The sequence below is a fragment of the Pseudomonas sp. C5pp genome, assembly GCF_000814065.1.
Lineage (GTDB): Bacteria > Pseudomonadota > Gammaproteobacteria > Pseudomonadales > Pseudomonadaceae > Aquipseudomonas > Aquipseudomonas asiatica.
The window spans coordinates 1-24,713 of record NZ_JWLN01000031.1; the positions used below are offsets into that span (position 1 = coordinate 1).

The 24,713-nt window shown below is 63.8% G+C and carries 24 protein-coding genes and 2 pseudogenes; 25 read left to right on the forward strand and 1 reads right to left on the reverse strand.

The features are described from left to right. Window positions 1-55 precede the first annotated feature (55 nt). From RR51_RS21990 to qhpG, 25 genes and pseudogenes are all read left to right on the forward strand, one after another. Window positions 56-1,576 (forward strand): ABC transporter substrate-binding protein, encoded by a 1,521-nt coding sequence (locus tag RR51_RS21990; protein WP_442961535.1) that lies wholly within the window; start codon window positions 56-58, stop codon window positions 1,574-1,576. A 12-nt stretch (window positions 1,577-1,588) separates the two neighbouring features. Further along, the gene (locus RR51_RS21995; protein WP_013972866.1) at window positions 1,589-2,230 is read left to right on the forward strand and encodes a SurA N-terminal domain-containing protein; all 642 of its coding nucleotides are present in this window, start codon (window positions 1,589-1,591) and stop codon (window positions 2,228-2,230) included. 248 nt (window positions 2,231-2,478) lie between these two features. Beyond that, window positions 2,479-3,012 (forward strand): response regulator, encoded by a 534-nt coding sequence (locus RR51_RS22000; protein ID WP_039614711.1) that lies wholly within the window; start codon window positions 2,479-2,481, stop codon window positions 3,010-3,012. 60 nt (window positions 3,013-3,072) lie between these two features. Next, window positions 3,073-4,878, forward strand: coding sequence for a GspE/PulE family protein (locus tag RR51_RS22005; RefSeq protein WP_236693291.1), 1,806 nt, complete (start codon window positions 3,073-3,075; stop codon window positions 4,876-4,878). Beyond that, window positions 4,862-5,653: a hypothetical protein gene (locus RR51_RS22010; protein ID WP_024087223.1), complete on the forward strand. Its 792-nt coding sequence runs from the start codon at window positions 4,862-4,864 to the stop codon at window positions 5,651-5,653. Before RR51_RS22005 ends, RR51_RS22010 begins: the two co-directional genes overlap by 17 nt. 1 nt (window position 5,654) lies before the next feature. Further along, window positions 5,655-6,197: a PilN domain-containing protein gene (locus tag RR51_RS22015; protein WP_039614671.1), complete on the forward strand. Its 543-nt coding sequence runs from the start codon at window positions 5,655-5,657 to the stop codon at window positions 6,195-6,197. Continuing rightward, the gene (gene pilO / locus RR51_RS22020) at window positions 6,184-6,747 is read left to right on the forward strand and encodes a type 4a pilus biogenesis protein PilO (protein ID WP_039614672.1); all 564 of its coding nucleotides are present in this window, start codon (window positions 6,184-6,186) and stop codon (window positions 6,745-6,747) included. The genes RR51_RS22015 and pilO overlap by 14 nt, the downstream gene beginning before the upstream one ends. Beyond that, window positions 6,747-7,256: a hypothetical protein gene (locus RR51_RS22025; RefSeq protein WP_024087222.1), complete on the forward strand. Its 510-nt coding sequence runs from the start codon at window positions 6,747-6,749 to the stop codon at window positions 7,254-7,256. The genes pilO and RR51_RS22025 overlap by 1 nt, the downstream gene beginning before the upstream one ends. Continuing rightward, complete coding sequence (locus RR51_RS22030) at window positions 7,253-9,118, forward strand: secretin N-terminal domain-containing protein (protein ID WP_039614673.1); 1,866 nt, start codon at window positions 7,253-7,255, stop codon at window positions 9,116-9,118. The genes RR51_RS22025 and RR51_RS22030 overlap by 4 nt, the downstream gene beginning before the upstream one ends. Beyond that, entirely contained in the window at window positions 9,115-9,594 is a 480-nt protein-coding gene (locus RR51_RS22035; protein ID WP_039614674.1) for a type II secretion system protein, read from the forward strand. Before RR51_RS22030 ends, RR51_RS22035 begins: the two co-directional genes overlap by 4 nt. Before the next feature lie 5 nt (window positions 9,595-9,599). Then, window positions 9,600-9,974: a type II secretion system protein gene (locus tag RR51_RS22040; RefSeq protein WP_024087221.1), complete on the forward strand. Its 375-nt coding sequence runs from the start codon at window positions 9,600-9,602 to the stop codon at window positions 9,972-9,974. Further along, window positions 9,949-10,476 (forward strand): type II secretion system protein, encoded by a 528-nt coding sequence (locus RR51_RS22045; protein WP_039614675.1) that lies wholly within the window; start codon window positions 9,949-9,951, stop codon window positions 10,474-10,476. Before RR51_RS22040 ends, RR51_RS22045 begins: the two co-directional genes overlap by 26 nt. Then, window positions 10,473-10,874, forward strand: coding sequence for a curli production assembly/transport protein CsgE (gene csgE / locus RR51_RS22050; RefSeq protein WP_039614676.1), 402 nt, complete (start codon window positions 10,473-10,475; stop codon window positions 10,872-10,874). The genes RR51_RS22045 and csgE overlap by 4 nt, the downstream gene beginning before the upstream one ends. Then, window positions 10,871-11,284 carry a curli assembly protein CsgF gene (locus RR51_RS22055; protein WP_013972854.1) on the forward strand — a complete coding sequence of 138 codons (414 nt, stop codon included), beginning with the start codon at window positions 10,871-10,873 and terminating at the stop codon, window positions 11,282-11,284. The genes csgE and RR51_RS22055 overlap by 4 nt, the downstream gene beginning before the upstream one ends. A 33-nt stretch (window positions 11,285-11,317) precedes the next feature. Beyond that, window positions 11,318-12,166: a CsgG/HfaB family protein gene (locus RR51_RS22060; protein ID WP_015270587.1), complete on the forward strand. Its 849-nt coding sequence runs from the start codon at window positions 11,318-11,320 to the stop codon at window positions 12,164-12,166. A 190-nt stretch (window positions 12,167-12,356) separates the two neighbouring features. Then, window positions 12,357-13,199 (forward strand): RHS repeat-associated core domain-containing protein, encoded by an 843-nt coding sequence (locus RR51_RS32020; protein WP_442961534.1) that lies wholly within the window; start codon window positions 12,357-12,359, stop codon window positions 13,197-13,199. Window positions 13,200-13,300: 101 nt separating this feature from the next. Further along, on the forward strand, window positions 13,301-14,146 hold the full coding sequence (locus RR51_RS29610; RefSeq protein WP_236693292.1) for an RHS repeat-associated core domain-containing protein: 846 nt from the start codon (window positions 13,301-13,303) through the stop codon (window positions 14,144-14,146). Window positions 14,147-14,523: 377 nt separating this feature from the next. Continuing rightward, a pseudogene (locus tag RR51_RS29615) lies at window positions 14,524-14,755 on the forward strand (CsgG/HfaB family protein); the annotation flags it as partial. Between the two features lie 70 nt (window positions 14,756-14,825). Continuing rightward, entirely contained in the window at window positions 14,826-15,848 is a 1,023-nt protein-coding gene (locus tag RR51_RS29620; protein ID WP_082044739.1) for an RHS repeat-associated core domain-containing protein, read from the forward strand. An 83-nt stretch (window positions 15,849-15,931) separates the two neighbouring features. Continuing rightward, window positions 15,932-16,263 (forward strand): annotated as a pseudogene (locus tag RR51_RS22075) (CsgG/HfaB family protein); the annotation flags it as partial. Between the two features lie 578 nt (window positions 16,264-16,841). Next, window positions 16,842-17,078 (forward strand): hypothetical protein, encoded by a 237-nt coding sequence (locus RR51_RS22080; protein WP_039614712.1) that lies wholly within the window; start codon window positions 16,842-16,844, stop codon window positions 17,076-17,078. Window positions 17,079-17,602: 524 nt separating this feature from the next. After that, window positions 17,603-19,513: a sigma-54-dependent Fis family transcriptional regulator gene (locus RR51_RS22085; protein ID WP_039614679.1), complete on the forward strand. Its 1,911-nt coding sequence runs from the start codon at window positions 17,603-17,605 to the stop codon at window positions 19,511-19,513. A gap of 1 nt (window position 19,514) precedes the next feature. Continuing rightward, window positions 19,515-21,248, forward strand: a complete 1,734-nt coding sequence (locus RR51_RS22090; RefSeq protein ID WP_039614680.1) for an ABC transporter ATP-binding protein — start codon at window positions 19,515-19,517, stop codon at window positions 21,246-21,248. Continuing rightward, the gene (qhpE, locus tag RR51_RS22095) at window positions 21,238-21,915 is read left to right on the forward strand and encodes a subtilisin-like serine protease QhpE (RefSeq protein WP_039614681.1); all 678 of its coding nucleotides are present in this window, start codon (window positions 21,238-21,240) and stop codon (window positions 21,913-21,915) included. The genes RR51_RS22090 and qhpE overlap by 11 nt, the downstream gene beginning before the upstream one ends. Next, complete coding sequence (gene qhpG / locus RR51_RS22100; RefSeq protein WP_039614682.1) at window positions 21,908-23,200, forward strand: flavin-dependent monooxygenase QhpG; 1,293 nt, start codon at window positions 21,908-21,910, stop codon at window positions 23,198-23,200. Before qhpE ends, qhpG begins: the two co-directional genes overlap by 8 nt. Before the next feature lie 138 nt (window positions 23,201-23,338). Here qhpG and RR51_RS22105 read toward each other — a convergent pair whose 3' ends face one another. After that, the gene (locus RR51_RS22105; RefSeq protein WP_039614683.1) at window positions 23,339-24,652 is read right to left on the reverse strand and encodes a hypothetical protein; all 1,314 of its coding nucleotides are present in this window, start codon (window positions 24,650-24,652) and stop codon (window positions 23,339-23,341) included. Between the last annotated feature and the right edge of the window lie 61 nt (window positions 24,653-24,713).

The following is a 24,713-nucleotide window of genomic DNA, read 5'->3' on the forward strand; positions in this document are numbered from 1 at the left end:
CCGCCGATCGCGACACAAGGCCGCTCCTACAGGGATTCGCGTCTGTATTGAGGCAGTGCTGCGCTATCTGGCATTCGCATTAGGTATTGCCATATGCAGCGGTGCACTCGCCCTGGACCTGACCGAACATGAACAAGCCGGCAAACACCTCTACCGCCAGGGCGTCTCCAGCAGCGACGCACAGCTGCAAGCCCGTGTCGGCGCCAGCGACATGATGGTCCCGGCCAGCGTGCTGCCCTGTGCCAGCTGCCACGGCAACGATGGCCGCGGCCGTGCCGAAGGGGGCGTACGCCCGCCCAGCCTCGACTGGCAGCGTCTGGCGCAAGGCCAGGGCGAACGCGAGGTCAACGGCCGCCGCTATCCGGCTTACACCGACAGCAGCCTGGCCCGGGCGATTCAGCACGGCGTCGACCCGGCAGGCAATCGCCTGGACCCGGCCATGCCGCGCTTCGAACTCACCTTGGCCGACCAGCGCAACCTCACGGCCTACCTCAAGCGCCTGGCCCAGGAGCGCGACCCCGGCGTGGAGGAGGGCGTGCTGCGCCTGGGGACCTTGCTGCCGGCATCCGGCCCGCTGACCGAGGCCGGGCAGGTGGTGCGTGCGGTGCTGGAAGACGGCCTGACGCAACTCAACCAGCAGGGTGGCATCCACGGGCGACGCCTGGAGCTGGTGGTGCTCGACCCGGGATCCGACCCGGCCAGCGCCGAACGGGCGCTGAAGCAGTTGCTGGAGCAGGAGCAGGTGTTCGCCCTGATCGCGCCATTGACACCCATGCTCGACCAGCGCCTGGCAACCTTGCTGGCGCCCCACAATGTACCGCTGATCGGCAGTACCCCACGCAGCGGCGGCAGCCCACAGATTTTCGACCCGTTGCCCGGCTTGCCCGCGCAATTGCTGAGCCTGGCCGGCCACGCCCGCGCGGCGCTGGGGCTGGCTGCCAACGACCTGCGTGTGGTGTATGCCGACAATGAACAAGCGGCGTTGGCCGAACAGGTGCGCGAACGCCTTCAGCAGCAGGGCTGGTCACCACCTGCGGCCCAGGCCTTTGCTGGCCAGGCCGTGGACGGGCAGGGCATTGTCTTCCTCGGCCGTGCCCAGGCCTTTGCCGAACTGGCTTCGGCGCTGCAGTCAGCCGGCCGCCAGCCGTACCTGTTTGCCGCCTCCAGCCAGGTGACCGGCGCCGTGGCGCGCTTGCCCGAGTTTTGGTCGCAACGGGTGTTCCTGGCTTATCCCTACGTGCCTGGGGACTGGACCGAACAGGGCCAGGCGATTCTGGCCGGCCTGCAGCAGCGTCAGGGCCTCGACCCTCGCCAGGCGTCGTTGCAGGTCAACACCCTGTGCGCGCTGCGCCTGCTGAGTGAAGCGTTGAAGCAGACAGGCCGCGACACCAGCCGCGAGCAGCTGATTGCCGCGCTGGAAGGCCTGCATGATGTGCCCACCGGCCTGACCCCGGCCCTGGGCTTCGGCCCCGGTCGCCGCCAGGGCATGGCCGGTGCCCATGTGGTGGCGTTGGCCCTGCCCGGGCCGCGCTTCACCGCGGTCACCCCGTACCGGCCACTGCCGGACAGCCCTTGAGCGGAGGTTGCCATGCGCGTTCTGTTGTTGTGCCTGTTGCAGGTGTTGGCCAAGGCAAGCTGGGCCGATATGCCGGCGGCGCGGGTCAATGGTGTGGAGATCGAGACGATGCGCCTGGAGCGCTATTTCAGCGAATATCTGGATGCCCAGGGCCGCGCGGTGGCCAGCATCCGCAACCCGAACCTGTACCAGCGCCTGCGCGACCAGGCACTGAATGAACTGATCGACAAGGAGCTGTTGTGGCAGGAGGCCCAGCGCCGCGGCATAGCCATCAGCGACGAGCAGGTGTCGGCGCATGTGGGCGAGGTCGAGGCCGCGCTTGGCAGCCCGGCAATCTTTGAACGGCGGCTGGCGGAAGCGGGCTTCGATAGGGCACAGTACAATGAGTACACCCGGCGCGAGCTAGCCGCGCAGCAGGTGTATGCCCAGCTCAGCGCTGTCGCCGCGCCCAGCCAGGCCGAAGTGGAGGCATTCTACGATGCCAGCCTGGAAACCCTGCAAGGAGTGCAGAAACAAAATGACGAACCTTCGGTCATACGCGAACAGGGACTGGTTCAAGCCAGGGCCACGCTCATCGGGCAGCGGGAGGCGCAGGCGCGCCAGTCCGTGCGCCAACGTTTGCGTGCGTCCGCTATCGTGGAGATTGCCGACTGAGGTGACTGATGGCGTTTCCCCAATCATGGGGAATAACGATCTGGCAGTGTGCCATCAGTTTCCCCGCATGTGGGGAACCGGGCCGTTGCGCCTGCCCCCCGCGTTATGGATTTTGATCGGTACCCTTGGCAAATCAATGACCTACAGTGGTGCAGCATGATTTTTCACGCCTGGCACGAAGCCTGCTCAAGCCTGTACAGGGGCGCACTTCGCAGACCGGGTTACCGGGCAGTTCTTGGGAGTCGACCTTGGTGAACAGAGTATTGGTAGTCGATGACGAACAGACTCTTGCGCAGAACCTGCAAGCGTACCTGCAGGCGCAAGGCCTGGAAGTTCATGTTGCCCACGACGGTGCCAGTGGTATCGAGCAGGCTGCAAGCCTGGCACCGCAAGTGATCGTGCTGGATTACCGCTTGCCCGACATGGAGGGTTTTCAGGTTCTGGAGACCGTACGCAGGAACAGGCAGTGCCACTTCGTGCTGATTACCGCCCACCCCACCGTCGAGGTGCGTGAGCGGGCCGCCGAACTGGGTGTGAGCCATGTCCTGTTCAAGCCGTTCCCGTTGGTGGAACTGGCCCGTGCAGTCTTCGACCTGATGGGCATCGAGCGCCGGCGCAGGGCCACGGACACCCCGGCTGAAGGGTTTGTCGAACGACGCCAGAACAGGAACGAATCGTTCCCCCTGCAGTTGTACGATGGAAGCTGGGTCTTGGCCGACCGCCGCCGCAACGGCGTCAAGCCCCCGGGGCCCGACGACGATCAACTGCTCACAGGGGAATAGCGGCGCCCGCACCCCTGGCCGAGCCAGCCTGCGACGCGCCCCTGAGCGGAGTCGCAGGCCATGCCAGAAGCATTCGATGTAACCCAGGACGCTCTACCGCCTGCACCGGCCTCTTCGCGGGTAAACCCGCTCCCACAGGGGCACTGCAATCCTGAAGAAATCGGCAATCCTGTGGGAGCGGGTTTACCCGCGAAAGGGCCGGCACAGGTAAAAGCATATTCTGCCTACCCCCGCGACCTGCTGGCCCAGGCCCGCCTGCAAACCAGCGACGAACGCCTGCTCACCCGCCTGGAACAGCTGGCCTGCGACACCCCCGACACCTTCACCCAGCGCCTGGGCCTGACCCTGCATTACCCGGTGCTGGACAGCCACACCCTGCTGGCCAGCACCCCACGCTTCGACAAGGTCAGCCTGGCGATGTGCCTGAAGCGTGAATTCGTGCTGATCGAGCAGGGTGGCCAACTGCTGGGCGTGTTCGCCGACCCCTTCGACCACGCCCGCCTGGCCTGGATCGACGATGTGCTGCAAGGCGCACCGCTGTACCTGGCCCACGCCGCGGACCTCGCCACCTTCCTGGCCCGCCACGAAGAAAGCTTCCACGCCGTGGACGCCCTTGACCACGACGCCGAAACCAGCAGCGAAAGCGACCCGCTGCAGCGCCTGTCGCTGGCCAGCATCAGCGAAGACCAGAGCCGCGTGGTCAAGCTGGTCAACTCCACCCTGTACGACGCCCTCAAGCTGCACGCCAGCGACATCCACCTGGGCATGACCGGCCAGGGCCTGACCATCAAGTACCGCATCGACGGCGTGCTCAACGGCGCCGGCAAGGCCAGCGGCAGCGCCTTTGCCGACCAGGTGATCTCGCGCATCAAGGTGATGGCCGAGCTGGACATCGGCGAAAAACGCGTGCCCCAGGACGGCCGTTTCAAGGTTGCCGTGGGCGACCGGCAAATCGACTTCCGGGTATCGATCATGCCCAGCATCTTCGGCGAAGACGCCGTGCTGCGGGTGCTCGACAAGCAGGACCTGTCCGACCGGGTCAGCGGCGTGCAGCTGCAGGCCCTGGGCTTTGCCGAGGAAACCCTGCGCGCCCTGCGCCGCCTGGCCGCCGAACCCTACGGCATGATCCTGGTCACCGGCCCCACCGGCAGCGGCAAGACCACCACCCTGTACGCCATGATCAGCGAGATCAACCACGGCGTGGACAAGATCATCACCATCGAGGACCCGGTCGAATACCAGCTGCCTGGCGTGTTGCAGATCCCGGTCAACGAAAAGAAGGGCCTGACGTTCGCCCGCGGCCTGCGCTCAATCCTGCGCCACGACCCGGACAAGATCCTGGTCGGTGAAATCCGCGATCCGGACACCGCGCAGATCGCCGTGCAGTCGGCGCTCACCGGCCACCTGGTGTTCACCACCATCCACGCCAACAACGTGTTCGATGTGATCGGCCGTTTCAGCCAGATGCAGGTCGACCCCTACAGCTTCGTCTCCGCGCTCAATGCGGTGCTGGCCCAGCGCCTGATCCGCCTGGCCTGCCCGCACTGCGCCACGCCGTGCGAAGTCGACGACGACACCCTGTACGGCGCGGGCCTGACCCGCGAGGGCGTGGCCGGCTGGAAGTTCGTCCGCGCCCAGGGCTGCGGCCAGTGCCGTGGCAGTGGCTACCGCGGCCGCAGCGCCATCGCCGAACTGCTGCACCTGGACGACGACCTGCGGCAGATGATCGTCGAGCGTCGCCCTCTGTCGCAAATCAAGAACCTCGCCTGCCAGCGTGGCCTGCGCCTGCTGCGGGCCTCGGCCCTGGACCTGGTCCGGGATGGCCGTACCACACTCGAGGAGATCAACCGTGTCACATTCATCTGATCGTGGCGCTTACAGATACAGTGCCGTACTCGGTGCCGAAGGTGTGGGCCTGGGTAGCTGGCACGCCAATCACCACCAATGGCTGGGCAGCCGCGACTTTACCTGCGATGCCGCCCAACCGGCCTGGGAGGCCGCCGTCGACGCCCTGGCCACGCTGCTGGCCGAGCATGCCGTGCGCGGTGCCCAGTTGCGGGTACTGCTGTCGGCCCGGTACAGCCGCTTCTGCCTGGTGCCCTGGAGTGATGCCATCAGCCACCCGCGCGAGCTGGACGCTTACGCCCGGGCCTGTTTCGAAAACCTCTACGGGCAGCCGCTGGACGACTGGCGCATCGTGCTGTCGCCCGAGCCGGCCGGTGCCGCGCGCATCGCCACGGCGTTGCCCGAAGCCCTGCTGCAGCGGTTGCAGGCGCTGGGCCGGGAGAGCCACCTGAGCCTGCGCTCGGTACAGCCGTACCTGATGGCCGCCTACAACCGCTGCTCGGCGCAGCTGGGGCAGGGCGACTTCCTGTTCGTCCTGGCCGAACCGCGCCGCAGCGTGCTGCTGCTGGCTGCCGGCGGGGCCTGGCAGCAAGTGCTGACGCAAGGTTGTGCCGACAGTGACCAGGCCCTGCAAGCACTGATCGAGCGCACCTGCGAGCTGTACGGCGAGCACCTGCCACGGGTCTACCTGCATGCCCCGGGTCGGGGTGACGTGCCGCAACTGGCGGCGGTGCAGCTGTGCCAGCCAGCCAGCGATGCCGACCCACTGTGCGCCATGTGGCGGGCGGTGGCCTGACATGCGCCGCCTCGACCTGGAATTCCAGCCCCGGCGCAGCAGCCCGTTGGCCTGGTCGCTGCTGGCCGTGGCGAGCGCCACCGTTGCCGGCCTGGTGCTGCTGCAACAAAGCTTGCAGGCCGAGCAGGTCGAACGGGAGGCCAGCGTGCACAGCCTGGAGCAGCAACTGGGCCGTCGCCCGGCCACTGTCGCGCCGCTGAGCAGCGCCGCCAGCCGCGAACAGGCCGAGCGCCTGGCGCAGATGCAAAGCGTCTCGCAGCAACTGCAACGGCCTTGGCAGCAGCTGTTCGCCATGCTCGAAGCGCAGCCCCAGGACGACGTGGCGCTGCTCAGCCTGGCCCCCGACGCGCGCAAAGGCCAGCTGCGCATCACCGCCGAGGCGCGCAACCTGGAAGCGATGCTGCAGTACCACCAGCGCCTGGAGGCCAGTGCCGAGCTCAGCGATGTGTCGTTGCTCAACCACGAAGTGCTGGCCGCGCAGCCCGAACACCCGGTGCGCTTCACTCTCACCGCTACCTGGGAGACCGGCCATGCGCGCCCGTGAATCGCTGAACAGCCTGATCCTCCAGGAGCGCCTGCGTCGCGTCGGCCCGGTCGGCCTGGCTGCGGTTGCGGTGGGCCTGCTGGCCGTGGGCGTGCTGTGCGCCGGGGTGTTGCCGCAATGGCAGAACCTGCGCGAACTGCGCGCCACCGAAGCGGACGCCAGCGTGCAGGTCGAGCGGGTCAGGCGTGGCGAGCTGAAGATTGCCATCAAGCCCGAGCAGCAGGCCCTCGACAGCCTGCGCCAGCAACTGCCGGGGCAGCCCCGGGCCAGTGAGCTGATCGAGCGCCTGTACCACCTGGCCAGCGCCGAGCATATCAGCCTGGCGCGTGGCGAATATGCCTTGGGCATCGACCCCAAGACGCAACTGGCGCGCTACCAGATCGTGCTGCCGGTACGCGGCAGCTACCCGCAGATTCGCGGTTTTCTCAAGGGCCTGATCAAGCAGTTGCCGACCCTGGTGCTGGAAGACCTGGAGCTGCAACGCAAACGCATTGGCGACAGCGAGCTCAACGCCCGCCTGCGCATGACCCTTTACCTGTCGAGGTCATGATGAACACACAACGTGCTGTCATCTGGGTTGGCTTCCTCGGCGTGAGTGCGGCGCTGGCCTGGGCCCCGGGCCATTGGTTCGGCGAGGAAGACAGTGTTGCCCCCTTCGCGGGCAAACCCACTCCCACAAAATCGGCGGTATCCACGGTCCCTGTGGGAGCGGGTTTACCCGCGAAAGGGCCGGAACAAGCCTCAAGAGATCTCTTCCCAACCCAGCAATGGACCAAACCCCAGGCCCTGGCCACCGTCACCGAACAACCCGTGGTCACCGCACCCGCCGTAGCCGCAGCCCCGACTGCCCCGGCCCTGCCATTCCAGTTCATTGGCCGCATCGGCGACCGCGACGACCTGCAGATCTTCCTGCAGAGCGGCGAAAAACTCTACGTCGTGCGCCAGGGCGACGTGATCGAAGACACCTACCGCCTCGAGCGGGTATCGGCCAGCGAGCTGCACCTGGTCTACCTGCCTTTGCATCAGTCGCAGACTTTGTCTGTAGGGAGCGCACCATGAAGTCGTCAAAGCTGTGCAAACCGGCTCCATTCCTGCTTGTGGCGCTGTGCGTGGCCATTGCCGGCTGCGGCTCCAGTGCGGTACGCAAGGACAGCGAACAGCTGATGAAGGAGGGCCAGTACGAAGCCGGCATCGCCAGCCTGGAAGAAGCCCTGCGCGAAGACCCACGTGACACCGAGCTGAACATCGCCCTGGCCCACAGCCGCCAGGCCGCGGTCGAGGCGCTGCTGACCCAGGCCGACGCCGACCGCATCCGCCACGACTTCGCCAGCGCCCGCATGGGCTATGGCCGGGTGCTGACCCTGGAGCCGAACAACCGCCGCGCCCAGGAAGGCATCCGCCAGCTGGAGCTGATCCGCACCCTCGACGAGCGCGTGGCGCTGGGCCAGGCGGCGCTGCGCCAGGGCGACCTGTTCGGTGCCGAGCGCTACATGCGCGAAGTGCTACGCCTGGACCCGCAGAACCAGAAGGGCATTGCCCTGCGCAGCGACATCGAGAACGTGCAGGCGCGCACCGCGCAACCGTTCCCGCAGCTGCGCAGCAAGCTGGAGCGGCCGGTGACCCTGGAGTTTCGCGATGCCAACCTGAAGACCATCTTCGAGGTGCTGTCCCAGGTTGCCGGCATCAACTTCATCTTCGACAAGGACATGCGCCCGGACATGAAGGCCACCATCTTCGTGCGCGAATTGCGCATCGAGGACGCCGTGGCGCTGCTGCTGGAGCAGAACCAGCTGCGGCAGAAGATCGTCAACGAAAACACCCTGATGATCTACCCCGACTCGCCGCAGAAGACCAAGGACTACCAGGAACTGGTCATGCGGACTTTCTACCTGACCAGCATCGACTCCAACACCGCGCTGAACATGGTCAAGACCATGCTCAAGACCCGCGACGTGTTCGTCGATGAACGCCTCAACACCCTGACCATGCGCGACACCCCCGATGCCGTGCGCATGGCCGAAAAGCTGCTGCAGTCGCAGGACCAGTCCAACCCCGAGGTGGTGCTGGAAGTGGAGGTGATGGAAGTGGCCACTTCGCGCATCCTCGACCTCGGCCTGCAATGGCCCAACACCTTCGGCGTGCTGAGCTCCGACGGCCAGCCGGTAAGCGTGCTCGACCAGCTCAAGGGCATCGACTCCAGCCGCATCAGCATCGCGCCGGCGCCGCAGGCCAAGATCAACGCCCAGGACAAGGACATCAACACCCTGGCCAGCCCGGTGATCCGCGTCAGCAACCGTGAGCAGGCGCGCATCCACATCGGCCAGCGGGTGCCGATCATCAGCGCCACTTCGGTGCCGTCCACCCAGGGCCCGGTGATCACCGAAAGCGTCACCTACCTGGACGTGGGCCTGAAGCTTGAGGTGCAGCCCACCGTGCACCTGAACAACGAAGTGGCGATCAAGGTAGCCCTGGAGGTGAGTAACGCCACCCCGCTGGAAGCCACCCGCCAGGGCACCATTCCGGTCCAGGTCGACACCCGCAACGCCCAGACCACCCTGCGCCTGCACGATGGCGAAACCCAGGTGCTGGCCGGCCTGGTGCGCAACGATCATAACGCCAGCGGCAACAAGATCCCTGGCCTTGGCGACATCCCTGGCCTGGGCCGGCTGTTCGGCAGCAACAAGGACGACATGAGCAAGTCGGAGCTGGTGCTGGCGATCACCCCGCGCATCGTGCGCAACCTGCCGTACCAGAGCCCGTCGGACATGGAGTTCGCCACCGGCACCGAGTCGGCCATGCAGGTGCGGCAGATGGCGCCGTTGCCGCCAGCGGATGTGCCTGGCAATGCCCCGGCCACCGATGCCCCGGTGGTGGAAAGCCAGATGGCGATCGTCCCACCCAAAGGGAGCCCGCGGCCATGATCGCGCAGCGCCGCATGCAGGGCTTCAGCCTGATCGAGGTGGTGCTGACCCTGGCACTGCTCGGGCTGCTTGCCAGCATGGCCGCGCCGCTGACCGAAACCGTGGTGCGCCGCGGCAAGGAACAGCAGCTGCGCGAGGCGCTGTACCAGATTCGCGACGCCATCGACGCCTACAAGCGCGCGTTCGATGCCGGCTACATCGAGAAGCGCCTGGACGCCAGTGGCTACCCGCCGAACCTGCAGGTGCTGGTCGACGGGGTGCGCGATGTGCGCAGTGCCAAGGGCGCCAAGTTCTACTTCCTGCGGCGCATCCCGCACGACCCGCTGGTGGCGGCCAAGGTTGAGGACGAAGGCGGGTGGGGGCTGCGCGCCTATAACAGCAGCCCCGACAACCCGCGCGAAGGCGAAGACGTGTTCGACGTGTATTCCAAGGCCCGCGGCAAAGGCCTGAACAACATCCCCTACGGGCAATGGTGACAGCCATGAAACGCAGCAAAGGCTTCACCCTGATCGAACTGCTGGTGGTACTGGCGATCATCGCCACGCTGATGACCATCGCCATGCCACGCTACTTCAACAGCCTGGAAAGCTCCCGCGAAGCCACCCTGCGCCAGAGCCTGGCGGTGCTGCGCGAGGCGCTGGACCACTACTACGGCGACACCGGCCACTACCCGGACTCGCTGGAGCAGTTGGTGGAGCAGCGCTACCTGCGTAACACCCCGATAGACCCGATCACCGAGCGCAGCGATGCCTGGCAGCTGGTGCCACCGCCTGAAGGCGTGGCCGGTGGCGTGGCCGATATCAAGAGCGGTGCCACAGGGAGGGCGCGCGATGGCAGCCTGTTCGCGGAATGGTAAGGCCGACGCCGGCTTCACCTACCTGGGCGTGTTGCTGCTGATTGCGGTCAGCAGCGTGGCCCTGGCCGCCACCGGCACGCTCTGGGCCAGTGCTGCCCAGCGTGACCGCGAACGCCAGCTGTTGTGGGTAGGCAGCCAGTATGCCCAGGCCCTGCGCAGCTACTACCGCGCCTCGCCGGGGTTGGCCCAGTACCCGCAGGAACTGGCCGACCTGCTGCAGGACAACCGCTTCCCGCAGGCCAGGCGGCACATTCGCCGGCTGTACCTCGACCCCATCACCAACAGCGACGATTGGGGCCTGCTGCGCTCGATCGATGGCCGCATCACCGGCGTGCACAGCCGCTCGGACGCCACCCCGTTCAAGCGCAGTGGCTTCAGCGCCGAATGGAGCGGTTTCGACGGGCTGGAACATTACAGCGACTGGCAGTTCGTCGCCGAACAGGCCTTTACCGAAAGTGCCGGTGGCGTGCAGACCCATGCCGGCCCGGGAGACACGCCATGAGCCGCCTGGCCGCGTTGTGCCTGGGCCTGCTGCTGGTGGTAGTGCTGGCCACCTCGGCCAGGGCCGGGGACGAAGACGAGATGCAAGGCTTCATCGTCGACAACACCATCTCGCACATCGGCCACGACTTTTACTACTACTTCGCCGACCGCCTGCGCGCCACCAGCCGGCTGGATTTCAACCTGGTAGTGCGCGAACGCCCGGATGCCCGCTGGGGCAGCCTGGTCACCGTGGAGTTCGAGCGTGAGGTGGTGTACCGCCGCTTCCTGCCGCCGAACACCACCGAGCTCAAGGACGAGGCCGTTGCAGCAGCCGACCTGGTCAAGCAGCAAATCATCCAACGCAAGTTGCAACGCCTGCTGCAGGACACCACCGATCTGGAGAGGGACGAGCTATGAAGCACCACATACCCCGTTGCATCGCCGCCTGCCTGTTGGCCAGCGCGTGTGCCGCCCAGGCCACCGAGCTGGTGTACACCCCGGTCAACCCGGCCTTTGGCGGCAACCCGCTCAATGGCACCTGGTTGCTGAACAATGCGCAGGCGCAGAACGACTACGACGACCCCGACCTCAAGGACCGCTCCTCGGCCTTTGCCGGCACCACGGCCCTGGAGCGCTTCAGCAACCAGCTGGAGTCGCGGATGTTGTCGCAGTTGCTGGACAACATCAGTAACGGCAACACCGGCAGCATGGCGACCGATGCGTTTCTCATCGACGTCATCGACGATTCCGGGGCCTTGAGCATCAAGGTCACCGATCGTGCCACAGGAGAAATTTCGATCATTGAGGTCAGCGGCCTGAACCCTTGAAGGGGCAAGGCTATTTGTTGGGGAGAGAACACCATGAAACGTCTGCTGAGCACGCTGCTGATCCTCACCGCCCTGGGACTGCACGGTTGTGGCCTGCGCGAACCGATGCCCGCCGAACAGGACTCGGAAACCCCGACCCTGACCCCACGTGCCTCGACCTACTACGACCTGATCAACATGCCACGGCCCAAGGGCCGGTTGATGGCGGTGGTATATGGCTTCCGCGACCAGACCGGGCAGTACAAGCCGACCCCGGCCAGCTCGTTCTCCACCAGCGTCACCCAGGGCGCGGCAAGCATGCTGATGGACGCCCTGAACGCCAGCGGCTGGTTCGTGGTGCTGGAGCGTGAAGGCCTGCAGAACCTGCTGACTGAGCGCAAGATCATCCGTGCTTCGCAGAAAAAGCCTGATGTACCGGAAAACATCATGGGCGAGCTGCCACCGCTGCAGGCCGCCAACCTGATGCTGGAGGGCGGCATCATCGCCTACGACACCAACGTGCGCAGCGGCGGCGAAGGTGCCCGCTACCTGGGCATAGACATCTCTCGCGAGTACCGCGTCGACCAGGTGACCGTGAACCTGCGCGCGGTGGACGTGCGCACCGGGCAGGTGCTGGCCAACGTGATGACCAGCAAGACCATCTATTCGGTTGGGCGCAGTGCGGGGGTGTTCAAGTTCATCGAGTTCAAGAAGCTGCTCGAGGCCGAGGTGGGGTACACCACCAACGAACCGGCGCAGCTGTGCGTGCTGTCGGCGATCGAGGCAGCGGTGGGGCACTTGCTGGCGCAGGGGATCGAACGGCGGCTGTGGCAGGTGGCGGGGGATGCGGGGGAAGGGCAGGCTACGGTGGACAAGTACCTGAGCCAGAATCAGCAGCCGTGATTGGCTACGAGGGCCTCTTCGCGGGCATGCCCACTCCCACAGGGACCCTCTGTTCCGCCTACGTTGGGTATAGCAATGGAAAAGGGTCAGCATGAATTTAACAGCATGAAAACTGGCATTTATGCCAGTGGTGAGTTTTAGATGGATTATGAAAGGCTCGCGCTATCGACAGATCTTATGGCGCATCCCAATGCTTCGCCAAAATACCAATGGTCTGAATGAATGTCAGCGACAGCTGTGGCCGGCTCTAGGCTATACACCTTATGGGTATCGCTCGGGATATTCACAATTGCTCGCGTTCAGTGGGGAGAGAGCAGATCCAATAACTAGGCATTATCTAATGGGTAATGGCTATCGAGGGTTCAATCCTGTCTTGATGCGCTTCAATTCCCCAGACAGCATGAGCCCGTTCAGATCAGGGGGGCTTAATTCGTATGGCTATTGCATTGGCGACCCAATAAATTTCAGAGATCCAGATGGGCATTCAAGGATACACGGCGCTTTATCGCGTGCGAATGGCGCGGGGAGGTTAGTTAAGGCTGTCGTTAGTGTAAGCAAGGAAGTTTATTTCGACTCGTCAAAGCCAATCTATGGCTCCATGCGATCACTGACTACTGCTTTGCCTACCGAGGGGGTCCCCAATAATTGGGATCTGATAGGATATCATGGAAGCACCAAGGCACATGGTCCCAGTCTGAAGTCTGGATTAAATGCGCGTTTTCAAGGGTCGAGTTATGCACAGCGTTTTGGTAAGGGCTTCTATCTGGCTCCTGATAAGAAGAGGCCATTGGAATATGCTCAGGACCTTAAGAAGAAAGGGTATGAGCCTGAGGTATATGGAGTTTATACTGAAAACTTTAGTCGCCTTAAGTTAGGGCGGGATTACTCCTTTAGGGTGCGTGATAGTTTCCCTATGGAACGGAAGTATGGCGAAATTGTGATCAGGGAGGTCGCTTATAGTTTGATTGCTGTCCGATCTGGTAAAGACAGCAGGGCGGTAGTGCTTGCTAAGTCGAATGAGGCACCCTTTTAATGGTCTGGTAAATGCAGGGGGTTCGCGAGGTCGTGTCAACGTATTTTGTGAATATTTAAATTTTATTGTAACTGTTCTTTGATTAAAAAAGGAGCATGTCAATGATAAGTAATAGCTCAGTCAGGTTAGATGTAAACAGGCAGCAGACGTCGCTGCAGACCTTCGCCTATACGCCGTATGGCTATCGCCCTCGCCAAACGGTTTCGCTGGGTTTCAACGGCGAACACCCAGATCCGATCACGTGCCGCTATCTACTTGGCAATGGCTATCGCGGGTTTGACCCCGTTTTGATGCGTTGTATTTCTCCTGACAGTATGAGTCCGTTCCGGCGCGGGGGAGTGAATTCATATGCTTACTGTTTATGCGATCCGATAAATTTACAAGATCCAAGCGGGCATGGACCTATAAGAAAGTTGTTTTCGCGGATGGGTAAAAGAATTTCTGCGGGATTAGGTTTGAATCAAGTCTGTAAAGGAAGCGGGAAGTATTTCTCTCTTGGGTCATCCGAGGTCGTTCGGACACATGTGCAGAAGAAACCCGCAGCACAAGTACAGTCTTATCCAAATCCAAGCAGCGTGCCAGATGGTTTCGATTTTGTCGGATTTCATGGTGGCAAATTGGCGCATGCGGAATCATTGGAAGCGGGGGTTAGGCTTCAATACCATGGTGCGAACGAGTATGGGGCGGGTTTTTATTTTTCACAGGCTTATGATGTCGCTAGTTCATATGCGCGCGGTAGCGGTGGGCATGTATTTGGAGTTTTCGTATTAGGCTTTAAAGGGTTGCTTGCGGGTGAGCAATTGGTTGATATCGGTCATGGTGCTCGTTCTGTCAGGGAGGGCTATGTGATTCGTGAGTCGGCATTTGATAAAGTAATTGTGCGGAAGGAAATAGGAGGTACTCTTGTTCGTAGAAATTCGTATCGTGGGCCTCGGTCTATACTTTAGATTGATCCATGCGATTGGGTTGAGGTTTTTTGAGCTCAAGTGCTGAAGTTGGTGTCTTGTAATAATTAAGGTATGAGCAATGCGGCTCGTTATATCGGTGCTTGCTGAGGGGATATATAGCGATCTGATGATGAGCAATGACTATGGGCTGGTTTCAGGTTTGGTGCGATCCTTGTGGGGGGCTAGCCCGCGAAGCAGCGGACGCGATGGATGGCAGTGGCTGCATTGGTGATCGCCGGCAAGCCACACAAGGATTGCGCTAATTTTATGGAATATAACCCAGCCTTACCCCAATCCATACACTACTAAATGCCGCTCAGCCAATTCTCCCGCGCGACTCGATCTCCTATCCTGATCAACTTGCCTCAGCCCAAGAGATGTACGGCTTCCGCGACCAGACCGGGCAATACAAGCCGACCCCGGCCAGCTCGTTCTCCACCAGCGTCACCCAGGGTGCAGCAAGCATGCTGATCGGTTGGGCGCAGTGCGGGGGTGTTCAAGTTCATCGAGTTCAAGAAGCTGCTCGAGGCCGAGGTGGGGTACACCACCAACGAACCGGCGCAGCTGTGCGTGCTGTCGGCAATCGAGGCGTCAGCATGCAACCTGGTATTTTTGCTAGTGGTGGATTTAGTCTTGTTTGTGATATTCAAATAACGCACAAATTCAGCGGAATCCAATAATGGCGCTCATTTCGGCAAACAGTTTTGACGGCCTTTCATCAGGTTCCGAAGTTCACTCAGTTGAGCGGAAGGCTCATAGGATTTACAGGTTCTACTGTAAAGAACGTATGGTTAATGAAGTGCAAGGCTTGTTGTATACTTCCCTCATGCAGAATGCGGATCAATTATTAGCTCAGCAGCAGCGAAAAGGGGATGCATGCGTTAACACATTGCTAGCAGTGGATCAGCATCGAACGGTGGTCAATACCGAACGTGTACGGCAGGCCTTGAACTATTCACCTTATGGGTTTTGTTCGGAAATTCTTGTGGCGCTTGGCTTCAATGGCGAGCGACCAGATCAAATTACGCGAAATTATCCGTTGGGTAATGGCTATCGAGAGTTTAGTCCGGTTTTGATGCGTTTCAATACTCCTGATAGCATGAGTCCGTTTATGCTTGGTGGTTTAAATTCATATGCGTATTGCCTAGGGGACCCTATAAATTCGGAAGATTCAAGTGGGCATTTCTCAGTGCGAGGATTTTTTGGGAGGTTGTACGGGATATATGCGAGAAATGCCACAGGCGTTCATGGGTTTATGGAAAGGGGGCGAAAGGTGCTCGGAACGATCGTGCCTCTTGGGAGAGTATCCCGTAAGAATATACCAGAAGGTCATATGCTCGTAGGGTATCACGGCAGTAATGAAATCTATGCCGGTAGCTTGGAGGCAGGAGTCACGAGTCAAATAGGGGGGCACGACAGGTGTGGGGCAGGATTTTACATATCACAAAATTATAATGTCGCCTCAGGGTATGCGGAAATCCCCTCAAATCGTCGCCGCGGACATGTCTTTGGAGTGTATTCAAAAAATATAAACGAATTAAGAAAGGGCATTGATTTTGATTATATAGATCCCGGGAATGAAAGTATGGTAATTCGCCCGGGTGCATTTGATAAAATAGTTGTTCGTGCAGAGGTAAGAGGCCCGCTCGTTCGTAGGGATTCATATTATGAAAAAAGTCCGAATGCGCATTTTTATCGCTGAACTGGTTTTGGCGCCCAGAAACTGTTGATACGACTTTGATCATGGCTAACTCGCCACCGATATCTCGCTGCGGCGCACGAGCCCAGTACCGCGTCGACCAGGTGACCGTGAATCTGCGCGCGGTGGACGTGCGCACCGGGCAGGTGCCGGCCAACGTGGTGACCAGCAAGACTATCTATTCGGTCGGGTGCAGTGCCGGGGTGTTCAAGTTCATCGAGTTCAAAAGCTGCTCGAGGCCGAGGTGGGGTACACCACCAACGAACCGGCGCAGCTGTGCGGGCTGCCGGGGATCGAGGCGGCGGTGGGGCACTTGCTGGCGCAGAGGATCGAACGGCGGCTGTGGCAGGTGGCGGGGGATGCGGGGGAAGGGCAGGCTACGGTGGACAAGTACCTGAGCCAGAATCAGCAGCCGTGATTGGCTACGAAGGCCTCTTCGCGGGTGAACCCGCTCCCACAGGTTCAGCACCAACTCGAAGCCCGCGCCGTCCCTGTGGGAGCGGGCGCGCCCGCGAAGCAGACGACGCGGTGGATGGCACCGGCTTTGCCGGTGTTCGCGGGCATGCCCGCTCCCACAGGTATCGCGTGATCTCAAGTGCGACGCCGTCCGGAAGTGTTACTGCACATTCCCTTCGCTTGAAACGCTTCCCCGACACCGGTAGTCTTTGCCCGCTGCTGTAAGTCCAGCAGCCGGGTTTGGTAGCCCGCGATCAATCAAGGCGCACAAGCGCCCGCTATGCGATACAGTTGGCGCTTTTTTGTGCCCGGCTGTTTCGTTTTATGGCGGCTGTGCGTAGGGCGCCTCCGTGCGCGCCGGTTTCCTTGATTCCCGGTCTACCAACCTGCGTACAGCCGTCACCATCTCGTTTGGTAGCGATTTGTGGCGGCTCCAGTGAATCAAGGAGCGACACAATGACAAAAGGCTTAACCGATCCTCCCGTACGCGCCACCACGGCGTCCTCCAGTTTCTCCACGTGCGAATGCAGCCATCCGCCATTGTTTGCCGTGCGTTCTGGGGTGGACTACGAAGATGCGCTGGTGCATCTGTCCACGCTGCTCAAAGGCGCTTTTGCGACCAATCTCAAGGCACTGGATCTGGCCAAGGGAACCTGTCGTGATCTGTTGTTGAGCAATGACCATGGGCTGGATTCGGCCAAGGCGGTGGTGGAGGCGTTGCTGGATGGGGTGGAGAGACAGCAACTGGTTGGGCGGAAGACGGTGCCAGGTGTCTGACTGGCGGTTGGGCTTTGTTGGACTCAAGCGGCAGCCGTGATTGACCTCGAGGGCCTCTTCGCGGGTGAACCCGCTCCCACAGTTACAGCGTCAACTCGAAGCCAGCGCAGTACCTGTGGGAGCGGGCGCGCCCGCGAAGCAGACGACGTGGTGGATGGCACCGGCTTTGCCGGTGTTCGCGGGCATGCCCGCTCCCACAAGTACCGCGTGATCTCAAGTGCGACGCCGTCCCTGTGGGAGCGGGTTTACCCGCGAATGGGCCGGTGCCAGGTGTCTGGCGGGCACCTGGGCTTTGTTGAAATCAAGCGGCAGCCGTGATCGACCTCTAGGAACCCGCTCCCACAAAGCTTGCGCAAGCTTGCAGATCTTGAGCAAGGCGGTGCTCCTGCATGTCCCTTTACGTAAACGTCACCATATGCCACCTTCTGCCTCAGCCTGATGACGGCCAGGGATTTCTCCCGCACACTGCGGAAAATTCCCAAGCCCGTTCCCCGCCGCCTAGCGGGGCACAGCCGGAGTAGAAAATGGCGCGACAACTAATAACAAACGCCCACGACCCGCTGCACGAATCCCGCCAGGCCCGCCTGAAGCTGGCCAGCGAAGGCGAGCTGCCACTGGGCATGCTGCGCGACGAGATCGATGCCTCCTGGCGGCGTAGCCTTGGCCATGGCCTGGATTGCCTGCAGGGCGAGCAGGTCGGCCTGGGCCTGGAGCAGGGCCACGACCTGCGCATGCTGCTGGAGCGCAACCGCCTGCTGGTCGACGCCGTTACCCCGGAACTGGACTACCTGGTCGCGCGTCAGGGCAAGGCCGGCATCGTCATCCTCGGCGACGCCCAGGCCAACGTGCTGGCCATCGAAGGGCAAAAGCACGTGCTGCAGCGCGAGGGCCTGCGCGACCTACACCCGGGTAGTTGCTGGAGCGAATCACTGCGTGGCACCAACGCCATCGGCACGGCAGTGGTGGAAGGCCGGCCGACGCTGATCAACTGCGGCGAACATTACCTCGACCGCCTCAGCCCGTTCTCCTGCACTTCGGTACCTCTGCGCGACCCGCGCGGCGAGGTGATCGGCGTGCTCGACATCACCCGTGAAGGGGTGATGGCGCAACCACAGGACAGCCTGTCGACGCTGATGCTGGCGGCCGGCAACATCGAAAGCCGCATGTTCGGCCTGTGCCACCCGGAGCAATTGGTGCTGGCCTTCCATAGCCGCCCGCAATACCTCAACAGCGCCTGGCATGGCTTGCTGGCGCTGAGCCTGGACGGTGAAGTGCTGGCTGCCAACGACAGTGCCTGCCAGCTGTTGCAGGTGCCGCGCCATGAGCTGTTGGGCCGGCACAGCAGTGACCTGCTGGGTGAACGGTCACCGGCCTTCATCGCCCGCCTGTGGCAGGGCGGGGTGAGCAATGTGCAGACGGCCAAGGGCGAGTTCTACTTCCGCGCCCTGCAGCTGCCGCGCCATGGCCGGGTCAACGGCAGCACGCCGGTGAGCAAGCCGGCGCCGGGCAAGCAGTCACCCGCCCTCGACGCCCTGGCCGGTGGCGACCCGCGCCTGGCGCGCAACCTGCGCATGGCCCGCCAGGGGCTGGGCAATGGCCTGCCGGTGCTGTTGCTGGGCGAGACCGGTACCGGCAAGGAAGTCGTCGCCCGGGCCCTGCACCAGGCCAGCCCGCGTGCCGACAAACCGTTCGTGGCCGTCAACTGCGCGGCCATCCCCGAAGGGCTGATCGAGTCCGAACTGTTCGGCTACCGTGAAGGTGCGTTCACCGGCTCGCGCCGGGGCGGCATGGTCGGCCGGCTGATGCAGGCCCACGGCGGCACGCTGTTCCTCGACGAAATCGGCGACATGCCGCTAGCGCTGCAGGCGCGCTTGTTGCGGGTACTGCAGGAACGGCGCGTGGCACCGCTGGGGGCGGGCGACGAGCAGGAGATCGACGTGGCATTGATCTGTGCCACGCACCGCGACCTCAAGCGCCTGGTGCAGGAGCAGCACTTCCGCGAAGACCTTTACTACCGGGTCAACGGCGTGTCGCTGCGCCTGCCGGCACTGCGCGAGCGCGATGACCTGGCGGCGATCATCCAGGGGCTGCTGGACAAGTCCGATGCCCGGGGCGTGACCTTGGACCCGGCCCTGACCGCGTTGCTCGAAGGCTTCGACTGGCCGGGCAACATCCGCCAGCTGGAAATGGTCGTGCGCACCGCGCTGGCCATGCGCGAGGACGGCGAGCAGGTGCTGACCCTGGACCACCTCACCGACTGCCTGCTGGACGAACTGGCCAGCGGCACCGCGCCTTCCGGCAGCCTCAAGGACAACGAGCTGGAGCTGATCCGTGGCGCCTTGGCGCGCCATCAGGGCAACGTGTCCGCGGCGGCCGAGGCGCTGGGTATCAGCCGGGCGACGCTGTACCGCAAGCTCAAACAGTTGCGCGGCTGACGTGGGCGGCCTGTTCGCCCGGCTGGTGGAGTCCAGCGACCCTGTACTCATGCGCCAGGCGTTGGCCTGGCTGTATGGTTTCGTGCGCCCCCATCGACGCGCCATCGGCCTGTTGCTCGGTTTGTCGCTGGGCGCCTCGTTGCTGGCGCTGGCGCAACCCTGGCTGGTCAAGACGCTGATCGACGAGGGGCTGCTGGCCAAGGACTACCAGACCCTCTGGCACATGGCCGCGATCATGATCGGCGCGGGCCTGCTGGGTACCGTGCTGGCCGGGGTCAACCGCTACCTGCACACGCGCTTGTCGGGGCGCATCCTGTTTGCGCTGCGCGATGACCTTTACCGCCACCTGCAGCAGCTGTCGCCGACGTTCTACGGGCGGCGGCGCATCGGCGACATCCTTTCGCGGCTGGATGGCGATGTGGCGGAAATCCAGCGCTTTGCCGTGGATTCGCTGTTTTCGGCGGTGTCGGCGGTGATCGGCCTGGTGGGCGCGGTGGTGTTGATGCTGATGCTGTCGTGGCAACTGTCGCTGCTGCTGGCGCTGCTGGTACCGATAGAAGTGCTGTGGCTGCGCTGGATGCGGCGCAAGGTGGAGCGCGAAGTACGCAACCTGCGCGAACGCTCGGCGGATGTGTCGTCGTTCCTGGTCGAAACCCTGCCGGCGATGAAGTTCATCCAGGCCGCCGGCCAGCAAGGCCGCGAGGCGGGGCGCCTGGACCAGCTGGGGCAGGGCTACATGCGCCAGTTGCTCAAGGTGCAGGTGACCGAATTCTTCACCCAGGCCATCCCCGGCACGCTGACCTCCTGGTGCCGCGCCTGCGCGTTCCTGGTCGGCGGCTGGTGGGTGATTCAGGGTACTTGGCAACTAGGTGCGCTGATCGCCTTTTCCACCTACATGGGCATGGCGGTAGGGCCGGTGCAGAGCCTGCTGGGCCTGTACGTGGCGGTGCAGCGCATGGCGGTGAGCCTGGGGCGGGTGATGGAACTGAAGCAGGAGGCCGTGGCCGTGCGCCCGGCAGCCAACCCGCAGCCGATGCCCGACGGCCCGGGCGAATTGCGCCTCGAGGGGGTGAGCTTTGCTCATGAAGGGCGCCAGGGCGCGGTGCTGAACGACGTGCAGGTGTGCGTGCCGGGTGGCCTGAAGGTGGCCATCAGCGGTGCCTCGGGGGTGGGCAAGTCGACCCTGATCGACCTGCTGCAGCGCTTCTACGACCCGGACGCCGGGCGCATCCTGCTGGACGGCACCGACCTGCGCGAGCTGGACCTGGCCGCGCTGCGCCGGCGTATTGCGGTGGTCAGCCAGGATATCGTGCTGTTCCGCGGCACCCTTGCACAAAACCTGGCCTACGGCGTGCCCGAGGCCAGCCGTGAGGAACTGGAACGGGTGGTGCGCCTGGCGCGGCTGGACAGCCTGGTCGACAGCCTGCCGCTGGGCCTGGACGGCCTGCTGGGTGAGCGTGGCCAGCAGTTGTCCGGCGGGCAGAAACAGCGCATAGCCATCGCCCGCGCGGTGCTGCAGGCGCCGGCGATCCTGGTACTGGACGAGGCCACCTCGGCGGTGGACGAAGCCACCGAGCGCGAAGTGATCGCGGCCATCGACCAGTTGTTCGCCGGCCGCACGCGCATCCTGATCAGCCACCGTGCTTCGACCCTGGCCGATGCCGACCTGCACCTGCAACTGCACGCTGGCCAGTTGCAGGTGCTGCCCGAGGAGGTGATCAGGCATGGGCACTGACGTGCGTGTTGGCGTGATCGACAGTGGTTGCACGCCGGAGCAGGCCAGCGCCTTGCTGGGCGCGCGCCGCTTCTGGCTGGAGGACGGCCAGTTGCGCGAAGGTGACATGCTGCCCGACCAGCTTGGGCACGGTAGCGCGGTGCTCGCCGGCTTGCAGCGGGAGGCCGGGCCGGTGCCCGTGCTGCTGGCCCAGGTTTTCGGCGCCCAGGCCAGCACCAGTGCCTTGCAGGTGGCGGCCGCGCTGCTGTGGCTGGTGGAGGCGGGGGTTACGCTGGTCAACCTCAGCCTTGGCCTGCAGCAGGACCGGCCTGTGCTGCACCAGGCCTGCGCCGAGGCTTTGGCTGCGGGTGTGCTGTTGTGCGCCTCCAGCCCGGCCCAGGGCGGGCCAGTGTATCCGGCCAGCTACCCCGGGGTGATACGGGTCACAGGCGACGCCCGCTGTGCGCCTGGCCAGTGGTCCTGGCTGGGTACCCGGCAGGCGGACTTTGGCGGTTATGTGGGGGCGGGCGGCAGGGCAGGCGCGAGCCTGGGCTGTGCGGCCCTGAGTGGCAGGATCGCTGCGTTGCTGCGTGACGAGCCGGGCATGGGCCAGCAGCAGGTTCATGACTGGTTGCGCCACCACGCGGCGTTTGCGGGCCCCGAGCGACGAGGTGCCGGCCATGGCTGAACCGCGCATTGTGGTGTTGGGGGCAGGCCCTGCGGGTGCGGCCACGGCCATTGGCCTGCGGCGTCTGGGTTATGCGGTGACGGTGGTGTCCGAGTGGCGCCGGTTCGCGGCGGTCGAAGGGGTTTCGCAGCGGGTGCTGGACGGTCTGCGCCACGCCGGCCTTGGCGGGGCGTTGCGCCAGGCGGCGATGCCGGCGACTCGGCAAGTGCACTGGAACGGCCAGCAACTGCACCTGAACCAGGAGTTTCTGCTGGATCGGCAAAGGTTTGACCGGGCGCTGCGCGACGACCTTCAGCGTGCGGGTGTGAGCGTGGTCGAGGGGCGGGTGCGTGAGGTGGTTCGCGAAGTCGTTCATGGTATTCGCCTGGACGACGGGCAGGTACTGCAGGCCGATTTCCTTGTCGAAGCCCGAGGCCGTCAGGCCCCGTTGGCCGCCGACCGCCTGCGCGGGCCGGAGACAGTCAGCTTGCTGAATGTCTGGCAGGCCGCCCCCGGGGCGCCCGCGTCGGCGGTGGAGAGCCTGGCGGATGGCTGGGCGTGGATGGCGCGCCTGGAAGACGGCCGCTGCTACTGGCAAGTCACCCTGGACGCCGCAGGGCTGCCGGGCAAGGCCGGCTTGGCGGATTACTGTGCGGCGCGGCGAGCCGGCAGCGTGCTGGTGGCCGAGCTGTTCGATGCCAGGGCCTTGGCGCCGGCAGAGGTGCATGCGCGCAGCAGCACCGCGATTCTGGCCGGTGAGTGCGTCGGGCAGGACTGGATACGCGTGGGCGATGCTGCGATGGCCGTTGACCCGCTATCGGGTAACGGGATCTTCCAGTCGCTGTCTTCGGCGCTGCAGGCGCCGGTGGTGATCAATACCTTGCTGCGCAGGCCGGAGCGGGCCTGGTTGGCGCGGCAGTTTCACCAGCAGCGGATCGAACAGCTGTTTTTGCGTTTTGCCCGGATCGGGCGGGATTTCTATGGGCAAGAACAGGGGCGGGTGGGGCAGCCGTTCTGGGCGCGGCGGCAGGGGTGGCCGGACATGCAGGCATTGCACGTGGCGGCGGACTGGAGCGCGGTGAGGGTCGAGCGGCGGCCGGTGTTGCGTGACGGGCTGGTGGATGAGGCCGAGGTGGTGGTGACGGCGGATCAGCCGTTGGGGGTGTGGCATTTGCAGGGGGTGGAGCTGGCGCCGGTGGTGCGGGGGCTGCGTAGCGGCCGACCTCTCGAGGCAGTGTTGTCAGGCCTGCCAGGGGAGCAGCAGATGATGGTGCGGCGGTGGTTGTTGGAGCAGGGCTTGGCTTGAGATTGCCGGGGCCGCTTTGCAGCCCTTTCGCGACACAAGGCCGCTCCCACAGGTCTGCACAAACCTTGATGGCAGCGCTGTACCTGTGGGAGCGGCCTTGTGTCGCGATGGGCTGCGCAGCAGCCCCAGGATTTCGAATCAGAAGAAAGTCCCGACGATCAGCTGCATATAGGTCCCGGTATCCCGCCCACCCAGCTGCGTCCCGCCATTGGCCGCGCTGCGCTCCGGCTTGTAGAACCCTACCAGCGGGCTGATCAGCAGGTGGTCGTTTACCATCCATTCCACATACAGGTCCAGCTCCCGCCCGCCCAGGTTGCCCTGGTCGGTGTCCAGCGTATCGAAGTCGAAGTACAGCGCGCCGACGGTCAGGTTGTCCCGTGGCTTGCCCTTCAGTGCCACGTGGTGCACCTGGCTGTTGCTGTTGAACGGCCCGGCATAGTTCGCCGCTACCTCACCCTGGAACCAGGTGCCATAGCCACGGCTCAGGCCATAGAACAGCGGGTCGAAGTCTTCGGAAAAGCGGCTGTAGCGGTAGGTGGCGGTGGGGGACCAGGGCAGTTCGGAGAAGGTCCAGTTGCCTTCCAGGTACCAGGCGTTCTCCCGCCCGCCGGTTTTGTCCTGGGTCACGTACTCGGCGGCCAGCTCCAGGTCTTTCACCCCCAGGCTGCCACGCCCGCGCAGGCTGGCGGTGTCCATGCCGTCGCGGTGTTCCAGGCCCATGATCTGCGCGTAGCGCTGGTCCACGTCGAGGCCGCGGATCCAGCTCAGGCCGACGGTGCCGGCTTCGGCGACGTGCTCCAGGTTGGCCACCGCCAGCGAGGTGTCGGCCTGGTAGTGGTTGTCGGACTTCAGCCACATCAGGTCGCTGCGCCAGCCTTGCTTGCCGCCAAGGCGCAGCACGGCGGTGCGGTCGAAGGCCTTGCGTGCGGCCAGGTAGTAGGCGCCGCCGCGGTCGAAGTTGGCGCCCAGGTCGACCTTGCCCAGGTTCACCGGGTCGCCCTGGATCAGGAAGCCGTCGCCCAGGGTCACCACCTGGCGGCCGCCGGAAATGTCCACGCCGTCTTCGCCCAGGGCCGGGAACAGGTTGGCCGAGCGCCAGCCCAGGTACAGGTCTTCGATGGCGGTGCGGCGCTCGTCACCCAGGGTCAGGCCGGCGGCATCGCCGTCGCCCCAGGTGGCGGAACTGAGCAGGTTGAAGGCGCCGTAGAGCGCACCGCTGTCGGCCAGGGCCTGGCTGCCGCTGAGGCCATACTTGACGTAGCCTTCCTGCCAGGCGGTGCTGCCGGGCTTGCGGTTGCCGGCCAGGTTGAAGCTTTCGTCGCTGTGGAAGGCGCCGAACAGGGCTTCGAGGTCGGCGTTGAGGGTGGTGCCGTCGTGGTTGTACAGCTCGTAGGCCTGGGTGATGGGGGCGGCGAACAGCAGGGCCAATGTGCAGGCGAGTTTGTGCCTCATGGTGTGCTCCATGTTTTTGTTGTTGTTTTCGGGTTGCCTGTGCCGGCCTCTTCGCGGGTGA

What these genes read in the sequence shown, in the direction of transcription:
- RR51_RS22030 (WP_039614673.1), top strand. Translation starts at nt 7,253, where the DNA reads ATGAAGTCGTCAAAGCTGTGCAAACCGGCTCCATTCCTGCTTGTGGCG.
- RR51_RS22045 (WP_039614675.1), top strand. Translation starts at nt 9,949, where the DNA reads ATGGCAGCCTGTTCGCGGAATGGTAAGGCCGACGCCGGCTTCACCTAC.
- RR51_RS22055 (WP_013972854.1), top strand. Translation starts at nt 10,871, where the DNA reads ATGAAGCACCACATACCCCGTTGCATCGCCGCCTGCCTGTTGGCCAGC.
- RR51_RS22035 (WP_039614674.1), top strand. Translation starts at nt 9,115, where the DNA reads ATGATCGCGCAGCGCCGCATGCAGGGCTTCAGCCTGATCGAGGTGGTG.
- RR51_RS22040 (WP_024087221.1), top strand. Translation starts at nt 9,600, where the DNA reads ATGAAACGCAGCAAAGGCTTCACCCTGATCGAACTGCTGGTGGTACTG.
- RR51_RS21995 (WP_013972866.1), top strand. Translation starts at nt 1,589, where the DNA reads ATGCGCGTTCTGTTGTTGTGCCTGTTGCAGGTGTTGGCCAAGGCAAGC.
- RR51_RS22060 (WP_015270587.1), top strand. Translation starts at nt 11,318, where the DNA reads ATGAAACGTCTGCTGAGCACGCTGCTGATCCTCACCGCCCTGGGACTG.
- RR51_RS22025 (WP_024087222.1), top strand. Translation starts at nt 6,747, where the DNA reads ATGAACACACAACGTGCTGTCATCTGGGTTGGCTTCCTCGGCGTGAGT.
- csgE (WP_039614676.1), top strand. Translation starts at nt 10,473, where the DNA reads ATGAGCCGCCTGGCCGCGTTGTGCCTGGGCCTGCTGCTGGTGGTAGTG.
- RR51_RS22085 (WP_039614679.1), top strand. Translation starts at nt 17,603, where the DNA reads ATGGCGCGACAACTAATAACAAACGCCCACGACCCGCTGCACGAATCC.
- RR51_RS22005 (WP_236693291.1), top strand. Translation starts at nt 3,073, where the DNA reads ATGCCAGAAGCATTCGATGTAACCCAGGACGCTCTACCGCCTGCACCG.
- qhpG (WP_039614682.1), top strand. Translation starts at nt 21,908, where the DNA reads ATGGCTGAACCGCGCATTGTGGTGTTGGGGGCAGGCCCTGCGGGTGCG.
- pilO (WP_039614672.1), top strand. Translation starts at nt 6,184, where the DNA reads ATGCGCGCCCGTGAATCGCTGAACAGCCTGATCCTCCAGGAGCGCCTG.
- RR51_RS22105 (WP_039614683.1), bottom strand. Translation starts at nt 24,652, where the DNA reads ATGAGGCACAAACTCGCCTGCACATTGGCCCTGCTGTTCGCCGCCCCC.
- RR51_RS29620 (WP_082044739.1), top strand. Translation starts at nt 14,826, where the DNA reads ATGGCGCTCATTTCGGCAAACAGTTTTGACGGCCTTTCATCAGGTTCC.
- RR51_RS22015 (WP_039614671.1), top strand. Translation starts at nt 5,655, where the DNA reads ATGCGCCGCCTCGACCTGGAATTCCAGCCCCGGCGCAGCAGCCCGTTG.
- qhpE (WP_039614681.1), top strand. Translation starts at nt 21,238, where the DNA reads ATGGGCACTGACGTGCGTGTTGGCGTGATCGACAGTGGTTGCACGCCG.
- RR51_RS29610 (WP_236693292.1), top strand. Translation starts at nt 13,301, where the DNA reads ATGATAAGTAATAGCTCAGTCAGGTTAGATGTAAACAGGCAGCAGACG.
- RR51_RS32020 (WP_442961534.1), top strand. Translation starts at nt 12,357, where the DNA reads ATGCTTCGCCAAAATACCAATGGTCTGAATGAATGTCAGCGACAGCTG.